At 67.7% G+C, this 23,333-nt stretch carries 17 protein-coding genes and 2 pseudogenes; 7 read left to right on the forward strand and 12 right to left on the reverse strand.

The window, feature by feature from the left end; translation table 11 throughout:
• The first annotated feature begins 108 nt into the window (after positions 1-108).
• The 4 genes from D7X30_RS15745 (at position 109) to D7X30_RS15760 (ending at position 5,483) form a co-directional block, all read left to right on the forward strand.
• Complete coding sequence (locus D7X30_RS15745; protein ID WP_158619275.1) at positions 109-1,473, forward strand: CotH kinase family protein; 1,365 nt, start codon at positions 109-111, stop codon at positions 1,471-1,473.
• A 67-nt stretch (positions 1,474-1,540) separates the two neighbouring features.
• Positions 1,541-2,938, forward strand: a complete 1,398-nt coding sequence (locus D7X30_RS15750; protein WP_120563715.1) for a chloride channel protein — start codon at positions 1,541-1,543, stop codon at positions 2,936-2,938.
• Between the two features lie 105 nt (positions 2,939-3,043).
• Positions 3,044-4,159 (forward strand): sterol desaturase family protein, encoded by a 1,116-nt coding sequence (locus tag D7X30_RS15755; protein ID WP_233591592.1) that lies wholly within the window; start codon positions 3,044-3,046, stop codon positions 4,157-4,159.
• 172 nt (positions 4,160-4,331) lie between these two features.
• On the forward strand, positions 4,332-5,483 hold the full coding sequence (locus D7X30_RS15760; protein ID WP_120563717.1) for a TIGR03118 family protein: 1,152 nt from the start codon (positions 4,332-4,334) through the stop codon (positions 5,481-5,483).
• 171 nt (positions 5,484-5,654) lie between these two features.
• On the opposite strand, the gene D7X30_RS15765 is transcribed toward D7X30_RS15760, so the two are convergent.
• Positions 5,655-6,653: a GlxA family transcriptional regulator gene (locus tag D7X30_RS15765; protein WP_120563718.1), complete on the reverse strand. Its 999-nt coding sequence runs from the start codon at positions 6,651-6,653 to the stop codon at positions 5,655-5,657.
• Positions 6,654-6,728: 75 nt separating this feature from the next.
• Between D7X30_RS15765 and D7X30_RS15770 the strand changes: the two genes are divergently transcribed.
• Complete coding sequence (locus D7X30_RS15770; RefSeq protein WP_120563719.1) at positions 6,729-7,565, forward strand: dienelactone hydrolase family protein; 837 nt, start codon at positions 6,729-6,731, stop codon at positions 7,563-7,565.
• 70 nt (positions 7,566-7,635) lie between these two features.
• Here the strand turns inward: D7X30_RS15770 and D7X30_RS15775 are convergent, their stop codons facing one another.
• From D7X30_RS15775 to D7X30_RS15805, 7 genes are all read right to left on the reverse strand, one after another.
• On the reverse strand, positions 7,636-8,382 hold the full coding sequence (locus D7X30_RS15775; protein WP_199724339.1) for a hypothetical protein: 747 nt from the start codon (positions 8,380-8,382) through the stop codon (positions 7,636-7,638).
• Between the two features lie 359 nt (positions 8,383-8,741).
• Positions 8,742-9,506 (reverse strand): hypothetical protein, encoded by a 765-nt coding sequence (locus D7X30_RS15780; RefSeq protein WP_199724340.1) that lies wholly within the window; start codon positions 9,504-9,506, stop codon positions 8,742-8,744.
• Between the two features lie 26 nt (positions 9,507-9,532).
• Positions 9,533-10,288 (reverse strand): DNA alkylation repair protein, encoded by a 756-nt coding sequence (locus tag D7X30_RS15785; protein ID WP_147443214.1) that lies wholly within the window; start codon positions 10,286-10,288, stop codon positions 9,533-9,535.
• Positions 10,289-10,438: 150 nt separating this feature from the next.
• On the reverse strand, positions 10,439-11,806 hold the full coding sequence (locus D7X30_RS15790) for a hypothetical protein (RefSeq protein WP_233591581.1): 1,368 nt from the start codon (positions 11,804-11,806) through the stop codon (positions 10,439-10,441).
• Between the two features lie 371 nt (positions 11,807-12,177).
• Positions 12,178-12,549: a hypothetical protein gene (locus D7X30_RS15795; protein ID WP_120563724.1), complete on the reverse strand. Its 372-nt coding sequence runs from the start codon at positions 12,547-12,549 to the stop codon at positions 12,178-12,180.
• A 323-nt stretch (positions 12,550-12,872) separates the two neighbouring features.
• Positions 12,873-15,194 carry a kelch repeat-containing protein gene (locus D7X30_RS15800; protein WP_233591582.1) on the reverse strand — a complete coding sequence of 774 codons (2,322 nt, stop codon included), beginning with the start codon at positions 15,192-15,194 and terminating at the stop codon, positions 12,873-12,875.
• Between the two features lie 426 nt (positions 15,195-15,620).
• Positions 15,621-17,345, reverse strand: coding sequence for an FG-GAP-like repeat-containing protein (locus D7X30_RS15805; RefSeq protein WP_147443215.1), 1,725 nt, complete (start codon positions 17,343-17,345; stop codon positions 15,621-15,623).
• 224 nt (positions 17,346-17,569) lie between these two features.
• On the opposite strand from D7X30_RS15805, the gene D7X30_RS15810 reads away from it, so the two are divergent.
• A complete protein-coding gene (locus D7X30_RS15810; protein WP_120563726.1) occupies positions 17,570-18,772 on the forward strand; it encodes a hypothetical protein in 1,203 nt (400 codons plus the stop codon).
• Between the two features lie 428 nt (positions 18,773-19,200).
• Positions 19,201-19,548 (forward strand): hypothetical protein, encoded by a 348-nt coding sequence (locus tag D7X30_RS42310; RefSeq protein ID WP_199724347.1) that lies wholly within the window; start codon positions 19,201-19,203, stop codon positions 19,546-19,548.
• 10 nt (positions 19,549-19,558) lie between these two features.
• Here D7X30_RS42310 and D7X30_RS15820 read toward each other — a convergent pair whose 3' ends face one another.
• The 4 genes and pseudogenes from D7X30_RS15820 to D7X30_RS42915 all read right to left on the reverse strand — a co-directional run.
• Entirely contained in the window at positions 19,559-20,995 is a 1,437-nt protein-coding gene (locus tag D7X30_RS15820; RefSeq protein ID WP_147443216.1) for a hypothetical protein, read from the reverse strand.
• Positions 20,996-21,075: 80 nt separating this feature from the next.
• Positions 21,076-22,131 (reverse strand): hypothetical protein, encoded by a 1,056-nt coding sequence (locus D7X30_RS15825; protein ID WP_147443217.1) that lies wholly within the window; start codon positions 22,129-22,131, stop codon positions 21,076-21,078.
• Between the two features lie 175 nt (positions 22,132-22,306).
• Positions 22,307-23,206: pseudogene (locus tag D7X30_RS15830) on the reverse strand (IS3 family transposase); the annotation flags it as partial.
• A gap of 17 nt (positions 23,207-23,223) precedes the next feature.
• A pseudogene (locus D7X30_RS42915) lies at positions 23,224-23,333 on the reverse strand (IS30 family transposase); the annotation flags it as partial.

The following is a 23,333-nucleotide window of genomic DNA, read 5'->3' on the forward strand; positions in this document are numbered from 1 at the left end:
CCGGCAAGGAGCGCCCCGCGCCTCCCTCTTCAGCTTGTAGGCGACATGTGCCTCGGTCCCGGAGACAGGGCGCGCCACTGCCATGGGAGCGGTATTGGAGGCGAACGCATGGCTCGCTTCGGGGCGTGGATGAAGGACAGGGGACGAGCGAGGCGAGGGTCACCGCACGTCGCCCGGGCCCTGCTGGTGCTGGCGCTGGGAATGGCGGCGTCTGGCTGCCGGCCCCAGAGTCCCTGGGACCCGCCCGTTCCCGAATGCACCGGAACGGGGGACACCGCCCGAGAAGACGCGGCTCGCGAGCACGGACAGGATCCTCGCGCCTACGTCGAGGAGGATGGACTGCCGGTGCTCCACCTCTACGTGGCGGACTCACTGCCGGATGACGACGCCTACCAGGCGGCGCGCGTCTTCTATCGCGGACGCTGCTACGTCGCCCGGGCCCGACATCGCGGCGCGACGTCCAAGGTCTTTCCCAAGCGCAGCTTCACGCTCGACTTCCTCGGCGGGCAGACCTTCGACGAGCCCCTGCTCGCGGCTGGCTTCACCGGCCGACGCAAGGTGGTGTTGATCAGCCCCTTCAATGACAACTCATACCTTCGCGCGAGGCTGGGCTTCACCTTGTGGAGCCGCATGTCTCCCGACCACCTCAAGGTGAAGACCTTCAGCGCGGTCGTCTATCTGAACGGGCTCTATCACGGGCTCTACACGGTGGCGGACCACGTCGACCGGCATTCGCTCTCCGCGCAAGGAATGGATGTCCAGGGTGAGCTCTTCAAGGCCGTGGACTCCGACGCCAACTTCTCCTGGCGGGACGCGTCCGGCAGGCCCAAGGCCTCACTGCGTCTGGGCTACGAGAAGAAGGAGGGCGAACCCGAGCAGGGAGACGGGGCCTACGCCAGCATCGAGCAGCTCACCGCCTTCGTGGCGGATTCCCCTGCGGAGCGCTTCCGCACGGAGCGCGGCGCATGGATGCAGGTGGAGGACTACGAGGACTGGTGGATTTTCGCCCACCTGGCGGCCCTGTCCGACTCCGTGACGAAGAACGCCTACCACTTCCGCGCGCAAGGCCCAGCGCGGCGCTGGCGCTACATCCCCTGGGACCTGGACGCGAGCTTCGGGCAGAACTGGGACACCACGCGACAGGCCCCGGACCTGATGGACTCCTTCACCGAGGAGAACCGCCTGTTCGCCCGGATGCTGGAAGACCCCACCATCCGCCAGCCCCTCCGCGAGCGCCTCCACACGCTGATCCACACCACACTCCACCGGGACGTCGTCCAGGGGCTCATCGACACCTATGCCGCCGAGGTCGACCGCGCGGCTCGAAAGGATGAAGCCCACTGGGGCGAGGCCTATCGCCACTTCCCGCGCTGGAACCAGCGCACCGACATCCTCGGCTTCGAGGAGGAGGTGCAGTACCTCCACGACTGGGTGGATGCGCATTGGGCCCTCCTGGAAGAGGAGTTCCGCTGAAGACGCCCTGAACCCAGGGCGGCCGAGTCCATTTACTTTGTCCTCAAACGACGTAGCCTCCCGCTCCATGGCTGGACGTCGCGAACCCCTGGATGAAGAACAGCGTGCCCTCCACGACTCCTGGGACACGGTGCTCCGCACGGTGGGCCGGGTGGTGCTGAGCACGGTGCTCATCTGGGGGGTGTGCTCTGCGTTGCGGTATGGCGTCCATGCCACCAGCGACGTGCTGCTGGCGTTCGCCTCCGGGCAGAGCGCCTGGTGGGCACCGTTGGTGCTCGCGGGCGTGCTGCTGCTGGGCGGACTGCTGAGAGGCGTCCTCAACCGCCGGCCCGGCTGGAGCGACGTGGCCTCGGACGGGGTGAATGTCGCGCTCCACAACTACCACATCACCTACGAGGACTCGGCGGACGACCCACGCCCGCGCTACTCGCGGCCCGCCCTCCGGCTCGCCTTTCGCAAGGCGGTGGCCACGCTTCTGACGCTGGGCTCCGGCGCGTCAGGTGGGCTGGAGGGTCCCGTGGTGCTGGTGGGCGAGTCCCTGGGCGCGGGCGTGGCCCGCCTGACGCGCGCCCGCTCCGAGCACACGCTGCGCACCTGCCAGTTGGCGGGCATCGCCGCGGCGGTGGGGACGCTGCTCAACGCGCCGTTCGCCGCGGCGCTCTTCGCGCTGGAGGTCGTCTACGGCAACCGCATCGTCTACCGGAAGCTGGCGTATTGCCTGCTCGCCGGAATCATCGCGTACGCGCTCAACAACCGGTTCCTCGGCTTCAAGCCCATCTTCGTGGCACCGCCGCACGCGCACACGTACACGCTGGGGGAGTACGGGCTCACCGCGCTGGTGGCCGTGGCGGTGTCCGCGCCCATCGCGCTGCTGTTCGGCCTGTCGATGCTGCACACGCGCAAGGTGGTGGAGCGCGCCAGTCCCCTGCTGCGCGGCGCCATGGGCGCGCTGTGCACCGTCCTGGTGGCCGGGGGCCTCTACTACGGTGTGGGCATGGACTTCCGGCACGTGCTGGGCATGGGGGAGTACACCATCGCCCGGTTGCTCACGGGCGCGTCTGGGACGCTGTCGCTGTGGTGGTACCTGCTGCTCATCGTGGGCGGAAAGCTGCTCACGACCAGCTTCACGGTGCAGTCGGGCGGGTCGGCGGGCATGCTCATTCCATCCATGGTGCTGGGGGGCGTTTCGGGCGCGGCCACGGCGCAGCTCCTCGCGTCGCTGACGGGCACGGGGCCCGCGGACGTGACGGTGTTCGTGGTGGTCGGCATCGCCTCCGCGCTGGTGGCGGTGGTCGGCGTGCCCCTGGCGGCCATTGCCCTGGTGCTGGAGGTGTTCGGCTCCGCCTATGGACCGCCCGCCGTCCTCGCATGCTGCGTCACCTACGTGCTGACGCTGCGGCTGTCCGTCTACAACGAACAGCGCCGCGTGCGGGCGGTGGCCGCGGAGCCCGTCGCGGAAACGTGAGCGAGGTGGAGGAACGAGTGCGGCCTCCTGGCTGCCCCAGCTCGGGCACCCGGGTGGTGTAGGCTCATGCCTCGCCGCACTCCTTCTGGACGGTCCTCCTTGGAAATGCTTCTTGCTCCCGCCCGGCGCATCGACCTGGGCAAGCGCGCCGGTGTCACGGGCGGGTTGTTGGGCGTGCTCTGCGTGGTCGCGGAGTTCTGCTTCCTGTTCCCCCACGTGCTCGTGTCCAACGATGGCCGGGCCTTCTACGTGGAGCACCTGGAGGTCTTCCGGGGCATCCTCCAGGTGTCCATCCTCGTCACCTTCCTGCTGGGCACCTTCAGCGTGATGACCCTGCGCTCCAAGGCGCACGGCGGCATCGCCATGGTGCTGGCGATGGTGGCGCTGCTTCTGGGCGGCAGCGAGGCGGAGCCCCTGACGCACACACCGCGCGCGATGAGCGCGGGCCTGGACTTCTTCGCGTTGGACCTGCTGGTGCTCGGGCTGGTGTTCATCCCCATGGAGCGGCTGTGGGGGCTGCACGAGCAGCGAATCTTCCGCGCCGGCTGGCAGACCGACCTCAAGCACTTCTTCGTCAGCCACGTGGGCGTGCAGCTCATCTCCTTCGCGGTGCTCATCCCCGTGCAGGTGTTCCTGTCCTGGGCCGTGAAGCTCGACTTCCAGGCGCACGTGGCCGCGCAGCCCATCTGGCTGCAGTTCTTCGAAATCCTGCTGGTCATCGACCTGGTGAGCTACTGGGTGCACCGGGCCTTCCACACCGTCGGGTGGATGTGGAGCTTCCACGCCATCCACCACTCGACGCTGCAGATGGATTGGCTGGCCAGCTCGCGCAGCCACCTGGTGGACATCCTGGTCAACCGCTTCGCGGGCTTCGTGCCGGTGTTCCTCTTGGGCTTCCACCCCTCCGCCATCTACGGCTACCTCGTCTTCGTGTCCTTCCACGCGGTGTACATCCACGCCAACGTCAACCACCGCTGGCCGTACCTGCGCTGGGTCTTCGCGACGCCGGAGTTCCACCACTGGCACCACACGTCCGATGACGAAGGCATCGACAAGAACTTCGCCGTCTTCCTGTCGTTCATCGACGTCATCTTCGGCACCGCGCACATGCCGGCCCACTGGCCCTCGAAGTACGGGACCACGAAGTTCCAGCCGCCGGAGACCTACCTGGGCCAGCTGGCGTACCCGTTCCAGCGCCATGAAGAGACGCCCTACGGGTAGCCCACGAAGGCCTGGGGCCCGGCCCGGGGTCGGATGACGCGTTGGAAGCCGGGCAATAAACACTGGCAATCATTTCCCAGCGCAGCAGGGCCTGTTGCGCCGGAGGACCCCTCTTCTCAGGTTTCAGTCAGACGAGAAGGTCACAGCAGCGCGATATCTCGAGGGGGGGAACATGAAGACAACGTCGATTCGCGAACTGGGGCGGCGGTGTGGTGGATATGTGCTTGGATTGTCGCTTGCCGTGGTGGCGCTGCCTGGAGCGGCCATCGCCCAGGCACCGGGCGAGCTTCCCAATACGTACACCCAGAAGAACCTTGTCTCCGACGGCAGCGTGAGCGCGGAGCATCCGGATCCCCGTCTGATCAACAGCTGGGGGCTTGCCTTCAACCCGTTCGGCGCCGCCTGGGTCGCCGACAACGGGACGGGGGTGTCCACGCTCTATGACGGCGATGGGAACGCGCAGTCGCTCGTGGTCACCATCCCGGTGCCCACGGGAGCCACGGCGCCGTCGAGCCCCACGGGCGTCGTCTACAACGGCTCCGAGGGCTTCGTGGTCACCGCGGGGACCGCCAGTGGGGCTGCTCGCTTCATCTTCGTGACGGAGCAGGGCGTCGTGGCCGGCTGGTCTCCGCTGGCGGCCCCAGCCAATGCCATCCTCACGGTGGACAACTCCGGCAGCAACGCGATCTACAAGGGCGTCGCCCTGGCGAACAATGGCACCGCCGCCTATCTCTACGCGACTGACTTCCACAACGGGAAGGTGGATGTCTTCGACAGCAAGTTCGCGCCCGCCACGCTGAGCGGGAACTTCACGGACCCGAACCTGCCTGCCGGCTTCGCGCCGTTCGGCATCCAGAACATCCACGGCGACCTCTACGTGAGCTATGCGCAGCAGGACGATGCGCGCAAGGACGACGTGCACGGCGCGGGTCTGGGCTACGTCAACGTCTTCGATTCGAACGGAAACCTGATCCGCCGGCTCATCTCCGCGGGCAACCTGAACGCGCCGTGGGGCATGGCCGTGGCGCCGGCCAGCTTCGGGCGGTTCGCCGGGCGCCTGCTGGTGGGCAACTTCGGCGACGGCACCATCAACGCCTTCGACATCGTGACGGGCACCCTGGATGCCCAGCTCCACGGCACCAACGGGCAGCCGCTCATCATCGACGGCCTCTGGGCGCTCGGGTTCGGCAATGGCCTTCTGAACCAGCCCACCAACACGCTGTTCTTCACCGCGGGTCCGGCGGATGAGAGCCAGGGCCTGTACGGCCGGCTGGACGTGGCCACCACGGGCACGACCCGCGTCCCCTTCCGTCCCATGCGCTGAGCCGCGCGCGGTCGAAGGGGGACAATCCCAGCGATGCGCCCGGGGAAGCCTTCCCCGGGCGCATCCTGCCAAGGCCAGGAGGGTGCCCGCGGCATGGACCTTTTCACTCTCATCCCCCTGGGTGGCAGCCTTTGTACTGCTTCGCGAGGTCTGTCGGACGTGCCGGTGAAGTCATCCCGGACGGGAGCCCCTCGGCCGTCTGCCGCGGGGGCTCTCGCCGGCGTACCGCCGGTACACGCGTCGAAAGGCAGCCGCGTCGGCGTAGCCCACCCGGGCGGCGACGTCATCGACCGAGTCCCGGGTCGTCTCCAGGAGGTGGGAGGCATGCGCCACGCGGACCCGCTGCACGAACTCGAGCGGCGTCATGCCCAGGCCGGCCTGGACCCGTCGCGCGAGCGTGCGCGAGGACGTGGAGGCGGCGCGGGCGAGTTCCGCCAGCGTCAACTGCCGGCCAAGGTTCGCGGTGATGAACCGTTCGACCGAACGCAGCGCCGGGTCCGAGACGCGCAGATGCTCCATCACCATGTATCGGGACTGCGAAACACGCTCGTCGAGCACGAGGTAGCGAGCCACCAGGTGCGCCAGTGACGGGCTTGCGACGCGCGCGACGATGGCCAGCATCAAGTCGGCGTGCGCGAAGGCAGAACCCGCGGTGAGGACGCCGTCACTCTCGATGACCATCCGGTCCGCGCGGACGGTGACCTGGGGGAAGCGGCGCACGAACGCGGGCACCAGCCACCAGGTCGTCGTCGCGTTCCGTCCCTCGAGGAGCCCCGCCGCCGCCAGGACGAAGGTCGCCGAGCACGATGCCGCGACCCTTGCCCCCTTCGCCGCCGCTCGCGCGAGCAGCTCCATGCCGCGCGCGGTGTCGGCGCGGGAGAGCAGCTGTTCGACGGCGCGCTCGCTGGCCGCGGAGAGTCCGGGCACCAGCAGCACATCTCCCGCCTTCACGCTTCGCAGGCTGAGCGCACCGTCCACGCAGACGGAGCGTCCCGTGCCGGAGCGGACCGGGCGGCCGTCCAGCGACACCACGCGTTGACGCAGTGGGTTCGCTCGTGGAGCACCCGGGACGAGGCCTGACTCCAGCAGGCGCGAGGCCGTGCTGATCACGTCGAGGCCGACACCCAGCGGGCCCTCTGCCACGCCATCCAGCACGACATGGAAGATCATGTCTGGCAAGAGTAGACCGAAACCTGTCAACGCCGCCACTGGCCCGCCAGGGAGGGTTTCCCGCATCGTCCGGGCATGACTCCTCCCGCCCCCGAGCCCACCGCCGACGATCCCCTGGATGACTTCGAGCGACGCACCATCACGCTCCAGTCGACCCCGCGCGCCGTCTACATCGCCGGTCGAGGCCCCGCGGTCATCGTCATGGCCGAGATGCCAGGCATCAGCCCTCACGTCGCGCGCTTCGCACGCTGGGTCCGGGATGCCGGCTTCACGGTCTACATGCCGTCGTTGTTCGGGAGGGATGGGGCCTATCCGCAGGCGGAGGCGGGGCTCGCCGTGATGAAGCGGGCCTGCGTGAGCGCGGAGTTCCGCGCGTTCGCGGCGAATGCGTCAAGCCCTGTGACGCAGTGGCTGCATGCGCTCGCGAGCCTCGCGCACCAGGAATGTGGAGGACCCGGCGTCGGCGCCATCGGCATGTGCTTCACCGGCAACTTCGCGCTCAGCATGATGCTCGAGCCCGCGGTGCTGGCGCCCGTCCTGTGCCAGCCCTCGCTGCCGCTCGACACTCCGGGAGCGATTCAAATCGCCCCCGAGGAAGCCGCGGCCGTGAAGGAGCGGCTCGAGCGTGAAGACCTGACGGTGCTCGCGTACCGCTTCGACGGCGATCGCTTCTGCACGGCACAGCGCTTCGCCGCCTACGCCGAAGCGCTGGGGCCCCGCTTCCACCCCAGGGTGCTGCCGTCGTCGGCCGCGAACCCCAGGCCCCCGCCCTTCTTCGAGCGGATCGTCGGCGGTGCGCACAGCGTCGTGACCGCGCACCTCATCGACGCGGCTGGAGAGCCGACCCTCGCGGCGCGAGACGAGATCCTGTCCTTCTTCGCGCGGAGGCTTCGCCAGGAGGCGGCGCTGTGAGAACCCAAGGATGAGTCGCCGCTTCCGTGAAACAGGGGGGCGGTCACCGCCCCCCCTTGGAAGCGTGTTGCTAATTGATGCAGTTGAGGAATCCGCCGGGGGTGAACACCGGGATGCCGCTCAGCGCGCCATCCGGAACCTCACCGTCCGCGGTGGCGGTCACGGGCGACCGATACATGCCGGGGAGGGAGGAGTTGATAAACCCCAGAGAATACACGGTGCTGCTCGAGCGCTCGCGCAGAAGAGCGCCACACCAGGGCTGGTCCGTGTTGTCGTCAAGCGTTCCCATGGGGACGATCTTCACGCTGGACGCCCCCCCGTAGTAGGCGAGGTCTGACGCATTGGTGATGGGGTACTTGGCGCCCGCGATGTAAAGGTAGATCTGGCTCCTCGTGCGCTCCTGGACCAGGATCTTGTAGGAGTAGTTGTAGAACACCTCACTCCAGCCGGCGTTCGGGATGTTGTTGACGGTCCTCCAGTCATCCCAGTAGTCCAACTCCGTGGGATTCGGAATCCACCAGAACTTCTCTCCCACCACGACATAGATCGCGGCGTAGCCAATCTGGCGGAGCAGCGTGCCCTCCTGGGGAATCTCCGCATAGGAGTTGATGGTGGCCTGGGGCAGCGGCACCAGGGTGGCGGAGGAATAATTGCTCCACTGCGCGGGAGGGATGAAGAACCGCGCTCCTCCCGCCACCACGTATCGGTTTGTCGTGTCCGTGCTGAGCAGAACGTAACCGTCCGGGATGGGCGCGTAGCCCGCGAGAGCCTGAGCACCAAAGAGGCTCAGCCCCAGGGCGAGCCAACGAGGAAACATTGCGAGAAGCGAAACAACGCGCACGGATGCATCTCCATTCAAGGGTGGGTGCTGCCAAGCGGGCCGGGTATCCGGTGGACAAGGCGATTCCGCTGACAGCCACTGGGGGGCGGACAATGATTCGCACTCCCAGGAACTGACGTCGCCCGGGCCGGTGGCGACGCCTTGAAAGGTAGAACGAAGAAAACCCATGGAGCAAAGAGTGCTTGTCTGGTGAACGCTATCGCCAGGATGCGCACCTTCACCAGGAAGCACATTGCACCAGCATTGGAGAAGTCCAGGGTAGGTGCCGGAACCAGGCCCAAGGAGAAACCCGTCTACGTGGGGCCAGGCCACGGGGCGCGACGCCCCCTGGCGCATCACCCCTCGACGATGAACGTGGTGGAGTCCACGCCGGTGTTGCCGGTGACGGGGTCGTACGCAGTCACCGTGACTTCGTATGCGCCCTGCTGCTGTACGGAGAGCTCCGCCTCGAAGGTGCTGGTCTTCCCCGCGTACTTCAGGGGGACCCCGGTGAGCGGCTTTCCATTGAGCTTCACCGTGGCCTGCAACTCATACCGACTGGAGTCCCAGAGCCCCTTGGGCTCCGTCGGGCAGCCACACATGAGGGTGAGGTTGGCGCGAAGAGGGACGGTGAGCTTCTTGTCCTTGGCGAGCTTGATGAACTCGTGAGCGGATGGCGTCAGCACATCCACCACGAAGCCAGGCAGCTCCAGGATGAGGCCATCGCCCTCGAGGTGCTTGCCGGGCAGCAGCCAGAGTTGGGTCGTGCTGGTCGCGAGCGCCTGCCGCTGCGCCAGAGGCCCGGACACCTCCACCGTCACCAGCCGCGGCTCGGCGAGGTCCAGGGTGGCCGTGAACTTCGCGGAGGACTCATCCGCGAGCGGCGAGCCCCGCACCTGTGGCTGCTTCATCAGCGTCTGCGTGTTGCCTGTCGAGCCCGCGGTGACACCGCTGGCCAGCAGCTGGCCGGTCTGCCCATCCCGGAGCACCACTCGCACGCCCCCCATGGACGTCCCGATGAACTTACCGTCCCGGGCCCGAGCCCTCACGACCAGCCGTGTCTCCTCGGCAAGGGCTGTCGTGGAGAACAACAGCAGGGTCCAGAGAATGAGGCTTCGCATGACGCGCTCCGTATCGGAAGGAAAGTTCATGATGTCTTGTACTCCAGCGCCAGCAGCGCCTTCCGCTGCTCCGGCTCCAGCCGTTCAATGGCATAGCGCAGGGTGTCCCGCTGCATCCCGGAGATGTTCTCCTGGATGAACGCCACCACCGCCTCCCGGTGGTGGTCCGCCGCCACCTTCAGCAGCCACCCCACGCTCTTCTGCACATACGGCTCTGGATCCAACAGCAATTGGCGTGCATTTCCGAGAACCACGTCGCGGGGCAGCATGTACCTGGATGATCGAACCCTGCGGCTCACGAACTTCACGAGCGCGACGTTCGCCGCCCTCCGACACCAGGGGGAACGGGATCCGGTCCAGTGCTGGATTCGGGTGAGCGCGGGCGTCCGGGTGAGGAAGAACGGGTAGAGCACCGTCAGACACAGGTCGTCGCACTGGGCCCAATTCCAGACGGAGTGCTCCAACCAGTACCGGAAGCGGTCCAGCAGCGACTCGTCGAACGAGCGCCCGACCGCCTTGCGGACCATGGCGAACCCCAGGAGCACCTCCTCGTGGTGGGTCGCCTGGGCGAGCAGCGCCTCGGTCACCACCAGGCGGTCCTCGGGCGACAGGCCCCGCTCCTTGATGAACGCATCGGCGATGCGCCGCACCTCCGCGTTGCGGACCCCCAGGGCTCGAATGTCCGTGGGGAAGTAGCGGCGCGTCGCCTCGGCGAGGCGAGGGTCACTCCGCGCTTTCAGGGTGCGTCTGAGCTCTTCGGTGACGGCAGGGGTCGCGCTCATTGCGCCGCCATCCTGCACCAGCTGCTGGGGATTCACTTCAAGCGGCGGGTCCACGGCCGGCCGGGCCCTGGCGAAGAGCCGGGCCACTGAAGCCTGGCAACCCGTACTGGATTGCCAGGCGCTTTCACGATGGATGCGGAGGGGACCGACTCACGTCCTCCGGGCTGGGAAGGGATAGATGAAGTGCGGCACGACGTCGCCCCGGTGCCGGACGAACAGCGGCCCCCAGGCGGGGTTCCGGTCGTGCATCTGTTTGAGCATGCGGACCATCCGGTCGAAGATCTTGCGCACGTCGGCCTGCTCCGTCAGGCCGGCGACGACGCCGGCCGCGACGACGTGCGCGGCGTAGATTCCGGTCGAGAGCTCCTCCGTGAGGTTGCCCACGCCCGTCGCGAGCCGGCGCCTCAGTTGCTGCACCCGCTGCTCGTCATGGTTCCGCCAGTTCTGGATCCACGCGAGCGACTGCCCTTCGAGCGCCTTCGCGCGATGGGTCATGATGGCGTCCGCGACCAGGTCCGCCGACAGGCGCGCCTGCTCGGGCGTCACGCGCTGGGTGCCCAGCCGGAGCTCCGCGGGGTTCAGGTCCTTGTCCACCTCGTCGAAGATGACCTGGGCCCAGGCCTCCGCCTGGCTGAAGCGCAGGCGCTTCACGACACTCCCGGCGAGGTAGCCCCGGACGATGTCGGCGGGGTGTGGATCCGACGAGCCCCCCACGTTCCTCAGGCGCCCGGCCCCGCCGAACGCGGTGTCCAGCCCCCGGAAGTACCCGATGATGCCGATGCCCGCGGCAGGCCCCATGTTGAGGATGCCGAGCACGTCCGAGGCCGTCTCGTCGATGCGCCGGGCCCAGTAGTTCGCCAGGGCGGAGAGGCCCTGCTTCTGGAGGCGGTCGTAGACCACGGTGGACAGCTCCTCCGCGAGCCCGATGTCGGCGTGAAGGATGTCGTGCCCACCGACTTCGTGTCCGAGCGCGGCCCACGCGAGCAGGCCCGCGCGGCCCTGCGAGGGCGGGAGGTTGACGATGCCGCACTCCAGCCCCAGGACGGAGAAGGTCGCGTCCACCGGCCACGTGTACGGCCCGAAGTCCGGGTTCCCCCACTTCACCAGCGGCGCGAGGGTGCCCTGGTCCGGTGGATGAACGCCCCGGCGATCCTCCGCGCTGAGGAAACCGTCGTACAGGTCGCTGACCACCTCCTCGAACGCATCCGTGGCGATGCGCTGGTACCCCTCCCCGTTCTGGAGGATGGCGTGTGCCGCGTCCATCAGGAGCCCGGCCTCGGACTCACGCCGCGGGTCGCGCACCAGCGCATCGGCGAACCCCTGGGGCCCGATCTTGTCCAACGTCTTCAGGTAGGGCACGAGGACCGCGTCGCGGTAGAGCGGAGGCAGTGTGGCCCGCGCCGCCTCGAGCCGGCCGCGCAGCTGGTGATAGTCGGTGGGCTCTGGCGGGCCGGGGTCCGTGTCCTGCGCCGCCAGCGCCACTTCGCGGATGCAGGCAGGCAGGTTCCGGATGTCCACGGCCGGCGCCGTTGCACCGGGGCCTCGCGCTGAGGCCTTCGCGGCAGGTGACTCCTCCAGGAGGGCCGTCTCCGACGGACTCCCCCGAGCACGTTTCGCGGCGCTGCGCGGCAGGGTGCCCCCTCCCCGCCGGACCTTCCGAGTAACCACTTGCCTCGCCATGCGGACCTCCCCTGTGTTGCAACGGAAGGTGCGTCGGGCGCTCGCGCGAACCATGGGCTGGCGGGGCACGCGGGATGGTGGCACCGCGCCACTGCCCGGGACTTCGGGCAGGGTCGGCGCCACCGCGGGGTGGAATGGCTTCGACGTCATGGGCCCCACCGCCCCGGGCACCTCATGCGTCGGAGAGGAGCGCGAGAGCCCGTCCGCCGTCAGTTGCCGCGGTAGGTGGTGTTGAGGATGCCGATGCCCGCGCCTTCCACATACAGGCTGACGGGCGTGCCCTGGGTGGCGGCCTGGGTGGCGCGCTCGAACAGGCCCAGGCGCTCGGCCTCGCTGTACTCGTAGCCGCCGGCCGAGGCGTCCGAGCCCAGGTAGTAGTAGTTGCCGACGAAGCTCCCTGTGCAGTTCGCCCCGGTGTTCACCTGCACGACCACGTAGCCCTGGCCGTAGGTGACGTTGGGTTGCCGGGTGTACGTCGCCGCGCAGACGTAGCCATTCACGGTGATGGGGGCCGCCAGGGCCGTGCTGGCAAATCCGACCGACATCATCACCGCCGCAACAACGATGGACGCTCGCTTCATTGTGTTGTCCCCTTATGCCGTTGGCTGAGGCCTCCGCGCCCAGGATGGGCGTGGGGCTCCGGAAAGCGTTTCTGCATTTCCGCTCGAAGCAACGTGCGGGACGGTATTTCCCCCTCACCTCTTTTTCGCGTTCGAGATTGTGGAGACACCAGGTGGGTCGTCATCAGGCCGCCAGCTTCGACAGCGCGATCGGCGCTGGCAGGCAGAAGGCGCCTCTCGCCCGTCCGAAATGTGTGCGCAACCTGGACGAGGAGGCCCCCGTGCCCTCCAGTGAGCGGCGGGGAAAGCCCCGCCGCCACCTCAGGCCCCCGAGCCGGTGGGCTTCAGGGGGTATACAGGTCCGCCGCCCGCAGCTCGCTATTGGTTTCGAAGGCGCGATATCCCCCCAGGGCGAGCACCTTGCCATTGGCCAGCAGCGTCGCCGTGTGCTCCAAGCGCTGTTGGACCATGGAGCCGGCGGCGCTCCAGGTGCCCGTGGCCGGGTCATACAGCTCCGCCGTCGCCAGGGCGCCGCCAACGGCGCAGCATCCCCCCGTGACGAGCACCTTGCCCGTGTTGAGCAGCGTCGCCGTGTGGGAGTGGCGCGCCGCGGACATGGAGCCGGTGGCGCTCCAGGTGCCCGTGGCCGGGTCATACAGCTCCGCCGTCGCCAGGACGCCACTGCCCCCGCCCCCCGTGACGAGCACCTTGCCATTGGGCAGCAGCGTCGCCGCGTGATAGCCGCGCACAGAGGTCATGGAGCCGGTGGCGCTCCAGGTGCCCGTGGCCGGGTCATACAGCTCCGCCGTCGCCTGGTAGCCGACGTTGTTGAGCCCCCCCGTGACGAGCACCTTGCCATTGGAGAGCAGCGTCGCCGTATGGACATCGCGCGGGACGGCCATGGGGCCGCTCAAGGCCCAGGTGCCCGTGGCCGGGTCGTACAGCTCCGTCATCGACGTAAGGCCACTGGAGTTCCATCCCCCCGCGGCAAGCACCTTGCCATTGGAGAGCACCGTCGCCGTGTGCTGGTAGCGCGGGGAGAACATGGAGCCGGAGGTGCTCCAGCTGCTCGTGGCCGGGTCGTACAGCAGCGACGCCGCCGCATAGCCCATGCTGTTGGTTCCCCCCGAGACCAGCACCTTGCCATTGCCCAGCAGGACCGCCGCATGTCCGGAGCGATCCGAAGGCATGGAGCTGACGGAGCTCCAGGTGCCCGCGGTCGGGTCGTACAGCTCCGAGTACGCCATGTGGCCAACGATGTTGTTGCGTCCCCCCGAGACCAGCACCTTGCCATTGCCCAGCAGGACCGCCGTGTGATCGGTGCGGAGGTTGAACATCGAGCTCGTCGCGGCCCAGAAGGCCGAGGGGCACGCCGGCAGTCCCGTCACCGTGAAGCTCTGGGTCGCCTTCAGGCCCAGGGTGTTGCCCACCGTGGCGACGAGGGTCGGGGTGACGCCCGTGTTGAGGCACGAGGGCGCCGTCCAGGTGAGGATGCTGCCGCTGGCCCCCGTGCTCGGGGTGCCGCTCGTGCCCACGTTGGCCGCCCAGGTGAAGCTCAGGGCCAGGCCCGCGGGATCCGTGGCGTTCACCTCGAAGGTGAGCACCTGGCCGGCCGTGGCCATCTGGCTCGACTGGGCGGCGCGAGTAATCGTCGGCGGCGCACGCACGACGGCGTCCTTGGACACGCACAGCATCAAGCTGCCCGTGTTCTGTCCCCCGCGGCCGTCCTTCACCACCACGTTCAGCTGGCAGTTGTTGCACGCCCCCGCGGGCTGGGCCGAGGGCGTGAAGGTCGCGGTGGCGGTGCTCGCGCCTGTGAAGCTGCCCGCGCAGGTGGCGCTCCACTGATAGCTGAGCGGGTCACCGTCCGCGTCGGTGGCCGAGGTGGACAGCGCCGTCTGCGCGCCCACGTTCAGATAGGACTGGGTGGACGTCAGGGTCACCACCTTGGGCGCGACGTTGAACTCCGCATTCACGGTGCTCGCGCCACTGCCCGCGGAGACATTCAAGGTCAGGTTCACCGACAGGGTCGCGCCGCGCGAGTCGCTCACCGAGAGCACCAGGGTCACCGGGCCCTGCTGGGCGGGCGCCGTCCAGGTGGTGTTCGCCGAGGTGGGCGCGGAGAAGCTGCCCGAGGGAGCCGCCCAGGAGAAGCTCACGGTGTCACCCGCGTTGGGATCATGGGCCGTGGCCGTCAGGGTGACGCTGCCCCCCGGGGCCACGGTGGTGGGCGTGGCCAACAAGGAGTCGAGGATGGGCGCCTCGTTGGTGAAGGGCGGTGGGACGGAGACATCCTGCAGGGTGAGGGTCACCAGCCCCGTGGCGCCGGCGGTGACGGTGACGTTCTCGACTCGCCCCTCGTAGCGCAGGGTGTTGGACGAGGTGAAGGCCTGCGCCACGAAGGTGCGCTGGAGACCCGCGGGAATGTCACTGATGACTCCGCTCCACGCGCCGCTGGTGAGCACCAGGTCCTTGGAGAGCGAGACCATGTCCGCGCCGGAGACGGTGACGGTGACGCGCGAGACGTCCCCGGGCACGGCCGCGGCGGCGTAGACGGTCAGGTGCATCGCACCCGACCCGGACACGCTGGTGGGGGGCGCGGAGTCACAGCCGGCGAGCAACGCCAGCACGAGCGGGAGGACTGCGAACAAACGCAGTGAAGACACGGGATTTCCTTGTCTGACGGAAAAAAGGCTGCACGCGGCATGAAGCGGCGGGCACTGTAGCGCAAAGGCGTGACAGCGCCTCCCGGGTTGACTCCAGGTAGGAGCCCCTCCGCCCGGGGTACGGAAAGAGCATGGGCGAGCTTGTCGCCAAGCTCGCCCATGGTGCATCTGGGATTGGACCCCGGTCCGGGTTGAGCAGCCCGTTGGGCATCTTGGTGCCCGTGCCATCAATCTCGAAACCGTCTCTGAATTATTGGATTGTTTTGATTTGGGTGGGCCCGGATGTTTCGTGTGCAAAGGAACAAGGTTGTTACATGCCGCGGACACGAAAAAGCCCCGCTTCCCCGGGGGCACCGGAGAGGCGGGGCAGGGGCCATCCACGTCAGTGCGTCACTGCCCGTTCCCTCGATCAGGGGCGGAGCCGGGCTACGGCGCGAGGGCGTTCGCGTCGAACGTCTTGCCCAGGAATACCTGGGTGCCCAGCGGGCGGCTTCCCACCAGGTCGACCTTCCCGTCGTGGTCCACGTCTCCGACGAAGCGTGGGAAGGCGGCCTGCCAGCTTCCGCCGGTGACGGTGAAGTTCTTCAGGACCCGCTGCGCCGGGAGGAACGTCGTGCCGGTGGAGAACGAGACCCAGACGTAGTCATGGCCGAACCCGATGATGTCCGCGCGGCCATCCGCGTTGAGGTCGCCCAGGTACCGCGGGTAATCCGCCGTGGCCCAGCCTCCCACGCTGGGGTCCGCTCCGTAGTCGGCGACCCAGAGGGCCGGCGGCGCGAAGGAGGCGGTGGTCGCGGTGGAGGTGGACAGCGCCACGATGACGCCCCACTCCGAGAAGCCCACGATGTCCGCCTTGCCGTCGCCATTCACGTCGGCGACCCGGCGGGGGTGGCGCACTCCGTCCCAGCCGCCCTGCACGGCGGAGCTGCCGAAGGCGGCCAGGGCCACCACGGGGGCCGCGAACTGCGTGCTCGCGGCGCACAGGGCTCCCGTGCACTGCGACAGCGAGACCACGGTGCCGCTGCCGTTGAAGCCGATGATGTCGTCGGTGCCGTCGCCGTTGACGTCCGCGAGCATGCGCGGCGCGGCCAGGGCGCTCGGCCAGTTCGGGCTGGCGTGGTGGAAGCCGACGAAGCTGAAGACACCCGGCGTGAAGCTGGAACCCGTGGAGTAGGAGAGCGAGACGCCGTTCTCGCCGAAGCCGACGATGTCGGCCCGGCCGTCTCCGTTGACGTCGCCGACGGAGCGGGGGTGCAGGGTGCCGCTCCAACCCGCGCTGGTTCCGAAGTCCGCCAGCCAGACCTGGGCCAGTTGGAAGGTCCGCTGCGAGGCGTTCGCCGCGGCCACGCGCACGCCGTCGCTGTGGAAGTAGATGAGCTCGTCGTCTCCGTCCCCATCCACGTCCGCCAACTGGCGCAGGGTCTCCCCGGGGGCGTCACCCAGGGTCCAGAACTGGTCGGTCCAGCGCCTCGGGCCATACACGCTGGCCACGCCCACCTTGTCGAACGCGCTCAGGGTTTCGGACATATTGCTGTTGCAGGCGTTCATGGACTGCATGAGCGAGTCGCGGTCGTAGCGGGTGTACGCCTGACCGAGGTTCACATTCGCGCTGCACGGGGCCTGGGCGTCGTCGCGGTGCTGCTCGTGGTTGAAGCCCATCACGTGCCCGAGCTCGTGGGAGGCGAGATATTGCAGGCGGCTGAGCCGGCCCGAGAAGTGGGTCCCGGGCAGGTCGATGTAGCCCGATCTGCCCTGCGATGGCAGGCGAAAGGCCCCCGCCATCCCCACGCTCACGATGCCTCCTCCGCTATCCGTGGGCGCGCTCGGTATCAACTCGAGGCGGACGTACTTCGTGGTGCCCGTGGTGGGGCACTCCTCAGTCCAGGTGAATCGGACCTGGGATTCGAACTCCCAGGTGCGCGCGAGGGACTCCTTCATGAGCTGCTTGTCCACGTCGTAGCCGGGGGTCAGCCAGCAGACCGGGATGACCGGGTCCGTGAGCGACCAGAGCTGGACTCCGTTCTCGGAGTAGAGCGCATCCGACTTCACGAAGAGGTCCGGCTCCCGCACGGGCTCCTGGACCTCTCCACCACATCCATTGATGACAAATCCAGACACCGCGAGCCACAGGGCACTTCGAAGCAACGACACGATGGTTCTCCCCCAAGGGGTTGGAATGAAAGACGGCAACCCCTTTCGAGTGGGGCGGCAGCCTACCGTCCGGGCCTGGAAGCGATCCACCTGACGGACGTGCTGCTTGCCAATCCGCGCGGCGGTCGCTCGCGCGGGTCTGGGGGGACTTCAGGGGGCCGGGTGCCGGGCCAGCCAGGTCTCCACATCCTTCAGTTGCGGCCGCGAGTCCGCGAGGAGGAACCATGACGGAGACACTGGAAGTCATCCCACGGGAGCCAGAGGAAGGCACGGCGGCCCTCCTGCGTTCCTGGCAGCTGACGAGGGCGCTGCTGCAGGAGCTGTCCCCCAGGGACCTGCGCACGGGGCGCTGGTTCACCCAGCTGCTGTCCATCTACCTGCGGCACTACGACACGCACCGGCTGCACGCGGTCGCCGCGGCGAAGGGGACGGGCGCTGACACCACCGAGACCCTCATCCGGCAGGCCTGCGAGGCGGCCTTCCTCACCGGCGCGGGGAGTGGCTCGGTCACCACCGGCATCACCGCGGCCTCGGTGGACGCGGGCGTCGCCGGGTTGATGGTGGCCCTTCCCGCATCGGGGATTGTCGTCACGACGGAGATGATCGTGCGGGCCCTCATCCACCTGCGGCTGGCGTGCGACCTGGCCAGCGCCTTCCACATCCGCTTCGACCCGGAGGACCCCGCGGATTTCTCGCGGCTCTACGCCCTCCTCCGAGGCGGGGAGCACGACGAGGAAGAGGACCCGCTCGGCCTGGAGCGCGTGGAGCACCTCGCGCAAGCGAAGGCGACCGACCTGGGCGAGGACGTGGGGGCGAAGCTTCTGGGTGACAGCGTGGCGCGCAACATCGTGCCCTTCCTGAACGTGGTGACGTCCTCCGTGGACAACTGGCGGCGCACCCGGCGGCTGGGCGACTCCATGCTGCGCTACGTGCGGCTGCGCCGCGCGCTGGAGGACGCCGACGCGGCCCTGCGCGAGGTGGCGCCGCGCAACGAGAGCCTGCTGCTGGAGAGCGCGTGGTTCCTCTTCGTCTCCGACGGCCGCCTCCGCGAGGAGGAGTCCGCCGTGCTCACCCACGAGCTCTCCCGGCTCACCCCGGCGCGGCGCCGGGAGACGCGGGTGCGCTTCGTGGACGATGAGTCCGAGTGGCTCCAACGCCTGCGCTCGGCGCCGGCCAGCGCGCGTGAAGTCCTCCAGGAGTCCTTGAACGCGCTCGCCGCCGCGGACCTCGCCGTGACCGGACCCGAGCGGGCCCTGCTTCAAAAGGCCGCGCAGGCCCTCCACACCTCCCTGGACAGCGGGCACCTGGAAACGCTGGTGCGGCGCTACCGCGAGGAGGGCGTGGCCCACGCGCCCAAGGCCCCGGCCGCCGTGCCACGCGCATCCCCGGCAACACGGGAACAGGCGACGCCGGCGCGCATCCACTGAGGTCCCCTCCCCGCCCCTCCAGGCCCTGAAGAAGGAGCTCTGTCGTTTCAGGAGTCCTGCCGGACCACCTGCAACGGTGATCGCGCGGCGCCCGAGCTGCCACGTCGTGGCTGGGGGCATCCGTGACATCACCCGGTAGGCCCTCGCCTGGAGTTGCTATCGGAGGTGGTTTGCAGGAGGGCTGGTTGCACCCGAGTTTGCCGGCTCGGGGATGGCCTCGAAGAGCCAGGAGTGGTGCCTCTAGCGCTCCTGGCCCTTCGCTTCCGCGACCACATCCTCTGGGCGGCAGGCGCGACGGAAGCCATCCGCCAGGGAGGTCGGTAGAACCGACGCCCTCGGCGCTCGTGCGATGTCCGCGCCGTGCCCTGCCCACCCACGACAAGACGAAGACGCCGCGGGAACGGCGCCGGGCGCCCGCAGGCGCCACGGTGCGCATCGATGGGCTGCTGCTGTCCCGCGAAGCCTGGGCCCGAGCGGAGGCACTCACGGCCCAACCGCGCCGCGCCGGCATCCTCCGCGCCCGGTCTTCCTGCGCGCTTGATTTGCTGGTGTTGCACCCGGAGGTGGCCGCGCGGGTACTGGCCGGGGGCTGCCGCGTCTATCGCTGCGCCACCTGCGGCGCTTGGCTGGACGCGGCGGACGGGCTGTCGGAAGCCCTCAAGCGCTACGAGCGCGCCGTCGCGCTCGGCCGTGAACAGAAGGACGCCCACGCGGCCGATTTCCAGCGGCACGCGGATGCCGTGCGCGTGAAGCTCGCCACGACACCCGCGCCCTGAGAGTCCATCCTCATTGCGACGGCGACACGGGCACCACGGGAGGCGGCGCTGTCACCGTCACGCGGATCGGCAAGGGCGTGTAGAGGTGCGCGCCCACATCCGGCCTGGAGAACCCCAGCAGCAGCTTTCCCGAGGAGGGAATGGGACAGGGTAACGCCTCACACCTCGCGCGCACCTGCAGGGAGCAGAGGCGATAGGAGAATTCCCTGTTCTCGCCCTGGCACCTGGGCAGATTGGGTGGCGGCGCAGTGGAGCTGCTGACCTCGCAATCAAGGTCGGCCTCGATGTCTGGAATGCTGACGAGCCTGGAGCCTTGAATCCTCAGGGAGGAATCCAGGTCCGGCGAACAGATGGAAATCAGGGTCTCCGCCATCCGGACGGAAAGTGTTGTCGGAGCGGTGAGTTCCAGGTCTCGCGAGTGCGCGACCGCGAACAACTGCCGGCGATCCGCGTTCCAGTGGGAGTACAGGAAGACGCTGAGCGGCTCCACCTTGCCGGCGCTCGCATAAGCGTCCTTGAGCGTGACCCGCAGCTGCACGGTCATGGGCTGCTCCATCTTCTGCGCGAGCATCAGGCGGGCCGTCAGCTCGCACCCGTCCCCAATTCCCTCCGCCTTGGCACACTGCTTCGTCACGATATCGGTTGCCTCTGCGGGCGACTGCCCCGGCACCAGTAGCTTGACGGGCTTGTTCGCATCCGTCACCGCCAGCTCGATGGAGCCCCGGAACCGGGAGCGCGTCATCTGAATCCGGATGGGGTCCGGCAGCACCTTCAGCGCGGCCCCGTTCCCGTAATCGAAGTTTCCCGCCCCGGAGATTTGCAGATCCTTCAGGGAGACAGGCGACTTCTCCGGCAGCCGGGCAATCCGAACGTAGTCCAGCTCGAGACTCTTCGAAGCCTTCTCGAAGCGGTTGCCCTCCTGGAGCGTCAACCACTGCCAGAACGAGCGCTCACGGTGGAAGACCACCATGCTGATGTTCACCTTGTCCCTTTCGGAGACAAAGTAATCCCCCGGGCAGTTGTTCTCATCTGCGCCACAGCAGTATAGGTACCGCTTCAGCCTCTCATCGGAGAGCGTCTGGGTCCTCGCCAGGACCTGCATCTTGACCGAATACTCCTGGCCCTTCTTGAACGAGAGCGGACCGAACGCGCTCTTGAGCAGCGCCCCCACATGAGGTGGCAGGGATTGCACCTCCTGGAGCGACTTCAGCTCCACTTGATAGGGAGGCTCCTCTTTGGAGGTGTCGAGCGTCTCCCCTGCCGTGAGGAACTCCGACAGACACCGTGTCGCGTCCCTGGCAATCGACCAGTCGGAGCGGCTGTCGATGGGCGTTCCAAAGCCCACGTGCTCCCGGTCCTCCTCGGACACGAAGTACAGACCTGAATAGGGGGACGGAACCAACCGCCCCTCGGCCCTGGCCGCGCCCGTCACGCTCAGCACGGCCACGAGGGCCGCGCCACGCAACCAGGTCCCCGGCCGGCAACGGGAGCGCCGGGGACGCGGACTCGTCGTGAGCAATGACATGGTCACCTCGGCGAGAACGTGGACCACACATCGAAGTGCGCGGTCGCGGCGTTCCCCACCAGCGAGCCCTGGTAGTCCACCCGCAGGCTGATCGACTTGCCTGGCGCGACCGAGACGGTGTCCGCCGACAGGACGCTGGTATCGACCGGCATGGCGACGCCATTCGAATCCGGCTTGGTCACCCGCGCGAGTGTGAAGATGCGACCAAACAACACGTTGTCGAGCACGATCTGCAGGCTCGAGCCCGTGGCCGCATTCGGACAACTCAAGGTGCCAGACCACTTCCGGGTGAGGACGTCCATCGACTCCAGGGCAAAGGCGCACTGGGTTCCCTGAACCGGGCAGGGCGCGCCCCCCACGGGCGCAGTGCACGCAGACCGCTTCGCGACGACGGTCATCGGCTCGGAACGCCTGGCGATGACGAGGTTGATGCCATCCCAGGTCACCGACCCGTCCGCCTCGACCTTCACGGTGGCGTTGACGTTGGCCCCTGGCTGTGGATCGAACTCCACCTGGGCGCCACCGGTGACCCGCGATGAGTCATCAATGTTGATGGAGCCAGCCTTGAGCGCATGCGTCACCACCGGGAAGGTAACCCCCTGAGGGTTGGTAAACGCCTCCTCTCCCCCGCTGCCCGGAACACAGACGCTTTCGGGAATGAACTGGACGTCCGACAATTGAACGTCCTCGAGGTTGGAGAGGGTGACCGTCACCTTACGCGCGCTCTGGCCCGACAGCCCCCCGCGAACATTCGATCCCAGCTCGGCCTTCAGGTCTCCCGCGGCGCTCTCGTCGTAGACGGCTGTCAGATTGTTCAGGCCCGTCGCGGTCTTCTGCAGGCCCGAGAAACACTTGTTCGCGGCGACAAACCACTCCTTCCACCAGAACCAGCCACGCGACTGCTCCTGGCCGCCGAGCGAGGAATCCGCCGTGGCGGGCAATGACTCACGAAAGGTGGGCGCTTGCTCCTTCAACACCGCGCGTATTGGCGTTGCACAACCGAATGATGTTGCGGTGAGCAGCAGCATGACGACTGCACGGCCCTTCGACATTGTCATTCCCCCACTCCTTTACGTCTAGAGTGCCCTTTTGCAGGAACGTAAAATACCCAATATTAAGGGTCAAGCAACCGCAGAGGTGCTGAGCGGGAAACCGCATGCGCCGCGTCAGGCTCGTAAAGGTTGACGCGCCAAGTACCTGACTGGGCGTGTCCCGATTCCGTAAACAGGATGGTTATGCTGCCAGCCTAATCGTTGTGGCTACTCGCTCGAAGTCACAGGGGCTGATGTAGCCCAGGGAGGAGTGATGCCGCTTCCGGTTGTAGAACACCTCAGTGTACTCGAACAGAGCGCGCTTGGCCTGCTCACGCGTTTTGAAGCGAGTGGCGTAGACGAGTTCCAGCTTTAGCGTGGAAAAGAAGCTCTCTGCCACCGCGTTGTCCCAGCAGTTGACCTTGCGCGACATGCTGCATTCGATACATCGCACTTCAACCAAGATGCGTTGCGACGACCGCTTGAATGCGCCCTGACTGCCGCAGTCGGAGTGGTGGAGTGCTGGCGCAGGCCGTCCCAGTAGCGCCATGTCGAGCGCGGACAGCACCAACTCGCGATCGATTCTCTTGCCCATGGCCCAGCCCACCACCTTGCGACTGAAGAGGTCCAGCAGCACCGCCAGGTACAGCCAGCCCTCCTCGGTCCACACGTAGGTGATGTCGCCGGCCCAAATGTGGTTGGGCTGTTCGGGTCGGAAGTGCCTCTCCAACGTGTTGGGCGCCGCCGGATGGCGGTGGGCCGAGTCGGTGGTCCGCACGAAGCGGCGACGGGACCGAGCGCACACGTTCGCCTGACGCATCAGTCGCGCCACGCGCTGGCGTGCCACGCGCTGGCCGCAAGCCTTCAGCTCCGCATGCACGCGCGGAGCGCCGTAGGTGCCTCGGCTCTCCTGATGGATGGCCAGCACCTCGATACTGATGGCCCTGTCTCGCTTCTTGCGCTCGGGCTCAAGCCTCTTCGCCCAGGAGTAGTAGCCGCTGCGCGAGACGCCCATCTGACGATAGAGGGCAGCCACAGGGAAGAAGGCCTTCTCCGCGTGGAAGAAGGAGAACTTCACTTCATCTCCTTCGCGAAGAAGACCGCGGTGCGCTCAACCCGTCAACGCAACACCTGGTGCAGTTTGGCGGCGGGAGTTTCGAACCCCAGGGTCTTTCTCGGACGCTGGTTCAATCTGAGGGCCACTGCGTCTAGTTCTCGCTGAGAGAGAG

Source organism: Corallococcus sp. AB011P (assembly GCF_003611605.1).
GTDB classification, from domain to species: domain Bacteria; phylum Myxococcota; class Myxococcia; order Myxococcales; family Myxococcaceae; genus Corallococcus; species Corallococcus coralloides.

What these genes read in the sequence shown, in the direction of transcription:
- D7X30_RS15745 (WP_158619275.1), top strand. Translation starts at nt 109, where the DNA reads ATGGCTCGCTTCGGGGCGTGGATGAAGGACAGGGGACGAGCGAGGCGA.
- D7X30_RS15750 (WP_120563715.1), top strand. Translation starts at nt 1,541, where the DNA reads ATGGCTGGACGTCGCGAACCCCTGGATGAAGAACAGCGTGCCCTCCAC.
- D7X30_RS15755 (WP_233591592.1), top strand. Translation starts at nt 3,044, where the DNA reads ATGCTTCTTGCTCCCGCCCGGCGCATCGACCTGGGCAAGCGCGCCGGT.
- D7X30_RS15760 (WP_120563717.1), top strand. Translation starts at nt 4,332, where the DNA reads ATGAAGACAACGTCGATTCGCGAACTGGGGCGGCGGTGTGGTGGATAT.
- D7X30_RS15765 (WP_120563718.1), bottom strand. Translation starts at nt 6,653, where the DNA reads ATGATCTTCCATGTCGTGCTGGATGGCGTGGCAGAGGGCCCGCTGGGT.
- D7X30_RS15770 (WP_120563719.1), top strand. Translation starts at nt 6,729, where the DNA reads ATGACTCCTCCCGCCCCCGAGCCCACCGCCGACGATCCCCTGGATGAC.
- D7X30_RS15775 (WP_199724339.1), bottom strand. Translation starts at nt 8,382, where the DNA reads ATGTTTCCTCGTTGGCTCGCCCTGGGGCTGAGCCTCTTTGGTGCTCAG.
- D7X30_RS15780 (WP_199724340.1), bottom strand. Translation starts at nt 9,506, where the DNA reads ATGCGAAGCCTCATTCTCTGGACCCTGCTGTTGTTCTCCACGACAGCC.
- D7X30_RS15785 (WP_147443214.1), bottom strand. Translation starts at nt 10,288, where the DNA reads ATGAGCGCGACCCCTGCCGTCACCGAAGAGCTCAGACGCACCCTGAAA.
- D7X30_RS15795 (WP_120563724.1), bottom strand. Translation starts at nt 12,549, where the DNA reads ATGAAGCGAGCGTCCATCGTTGTTGCGGCGGTGATGATGTCGGTCGGA.
- D7X30_RS15810 (WP_120563726.1), top strand. Translation starts at nt 17,570, where the DNA reads ATGACGGAGACACTGGAAGTCATCCCACGGGAGCCAGAGGAAGGCACG.
- D7X30_RS15825 (WP_147443217.1), bottom strand. Translation starts at nt 22,131, where the DNA reads ATGACAATGTCGAAGGGCCGTGCAGTCGTCATGCTGCTGCTCACCGCA.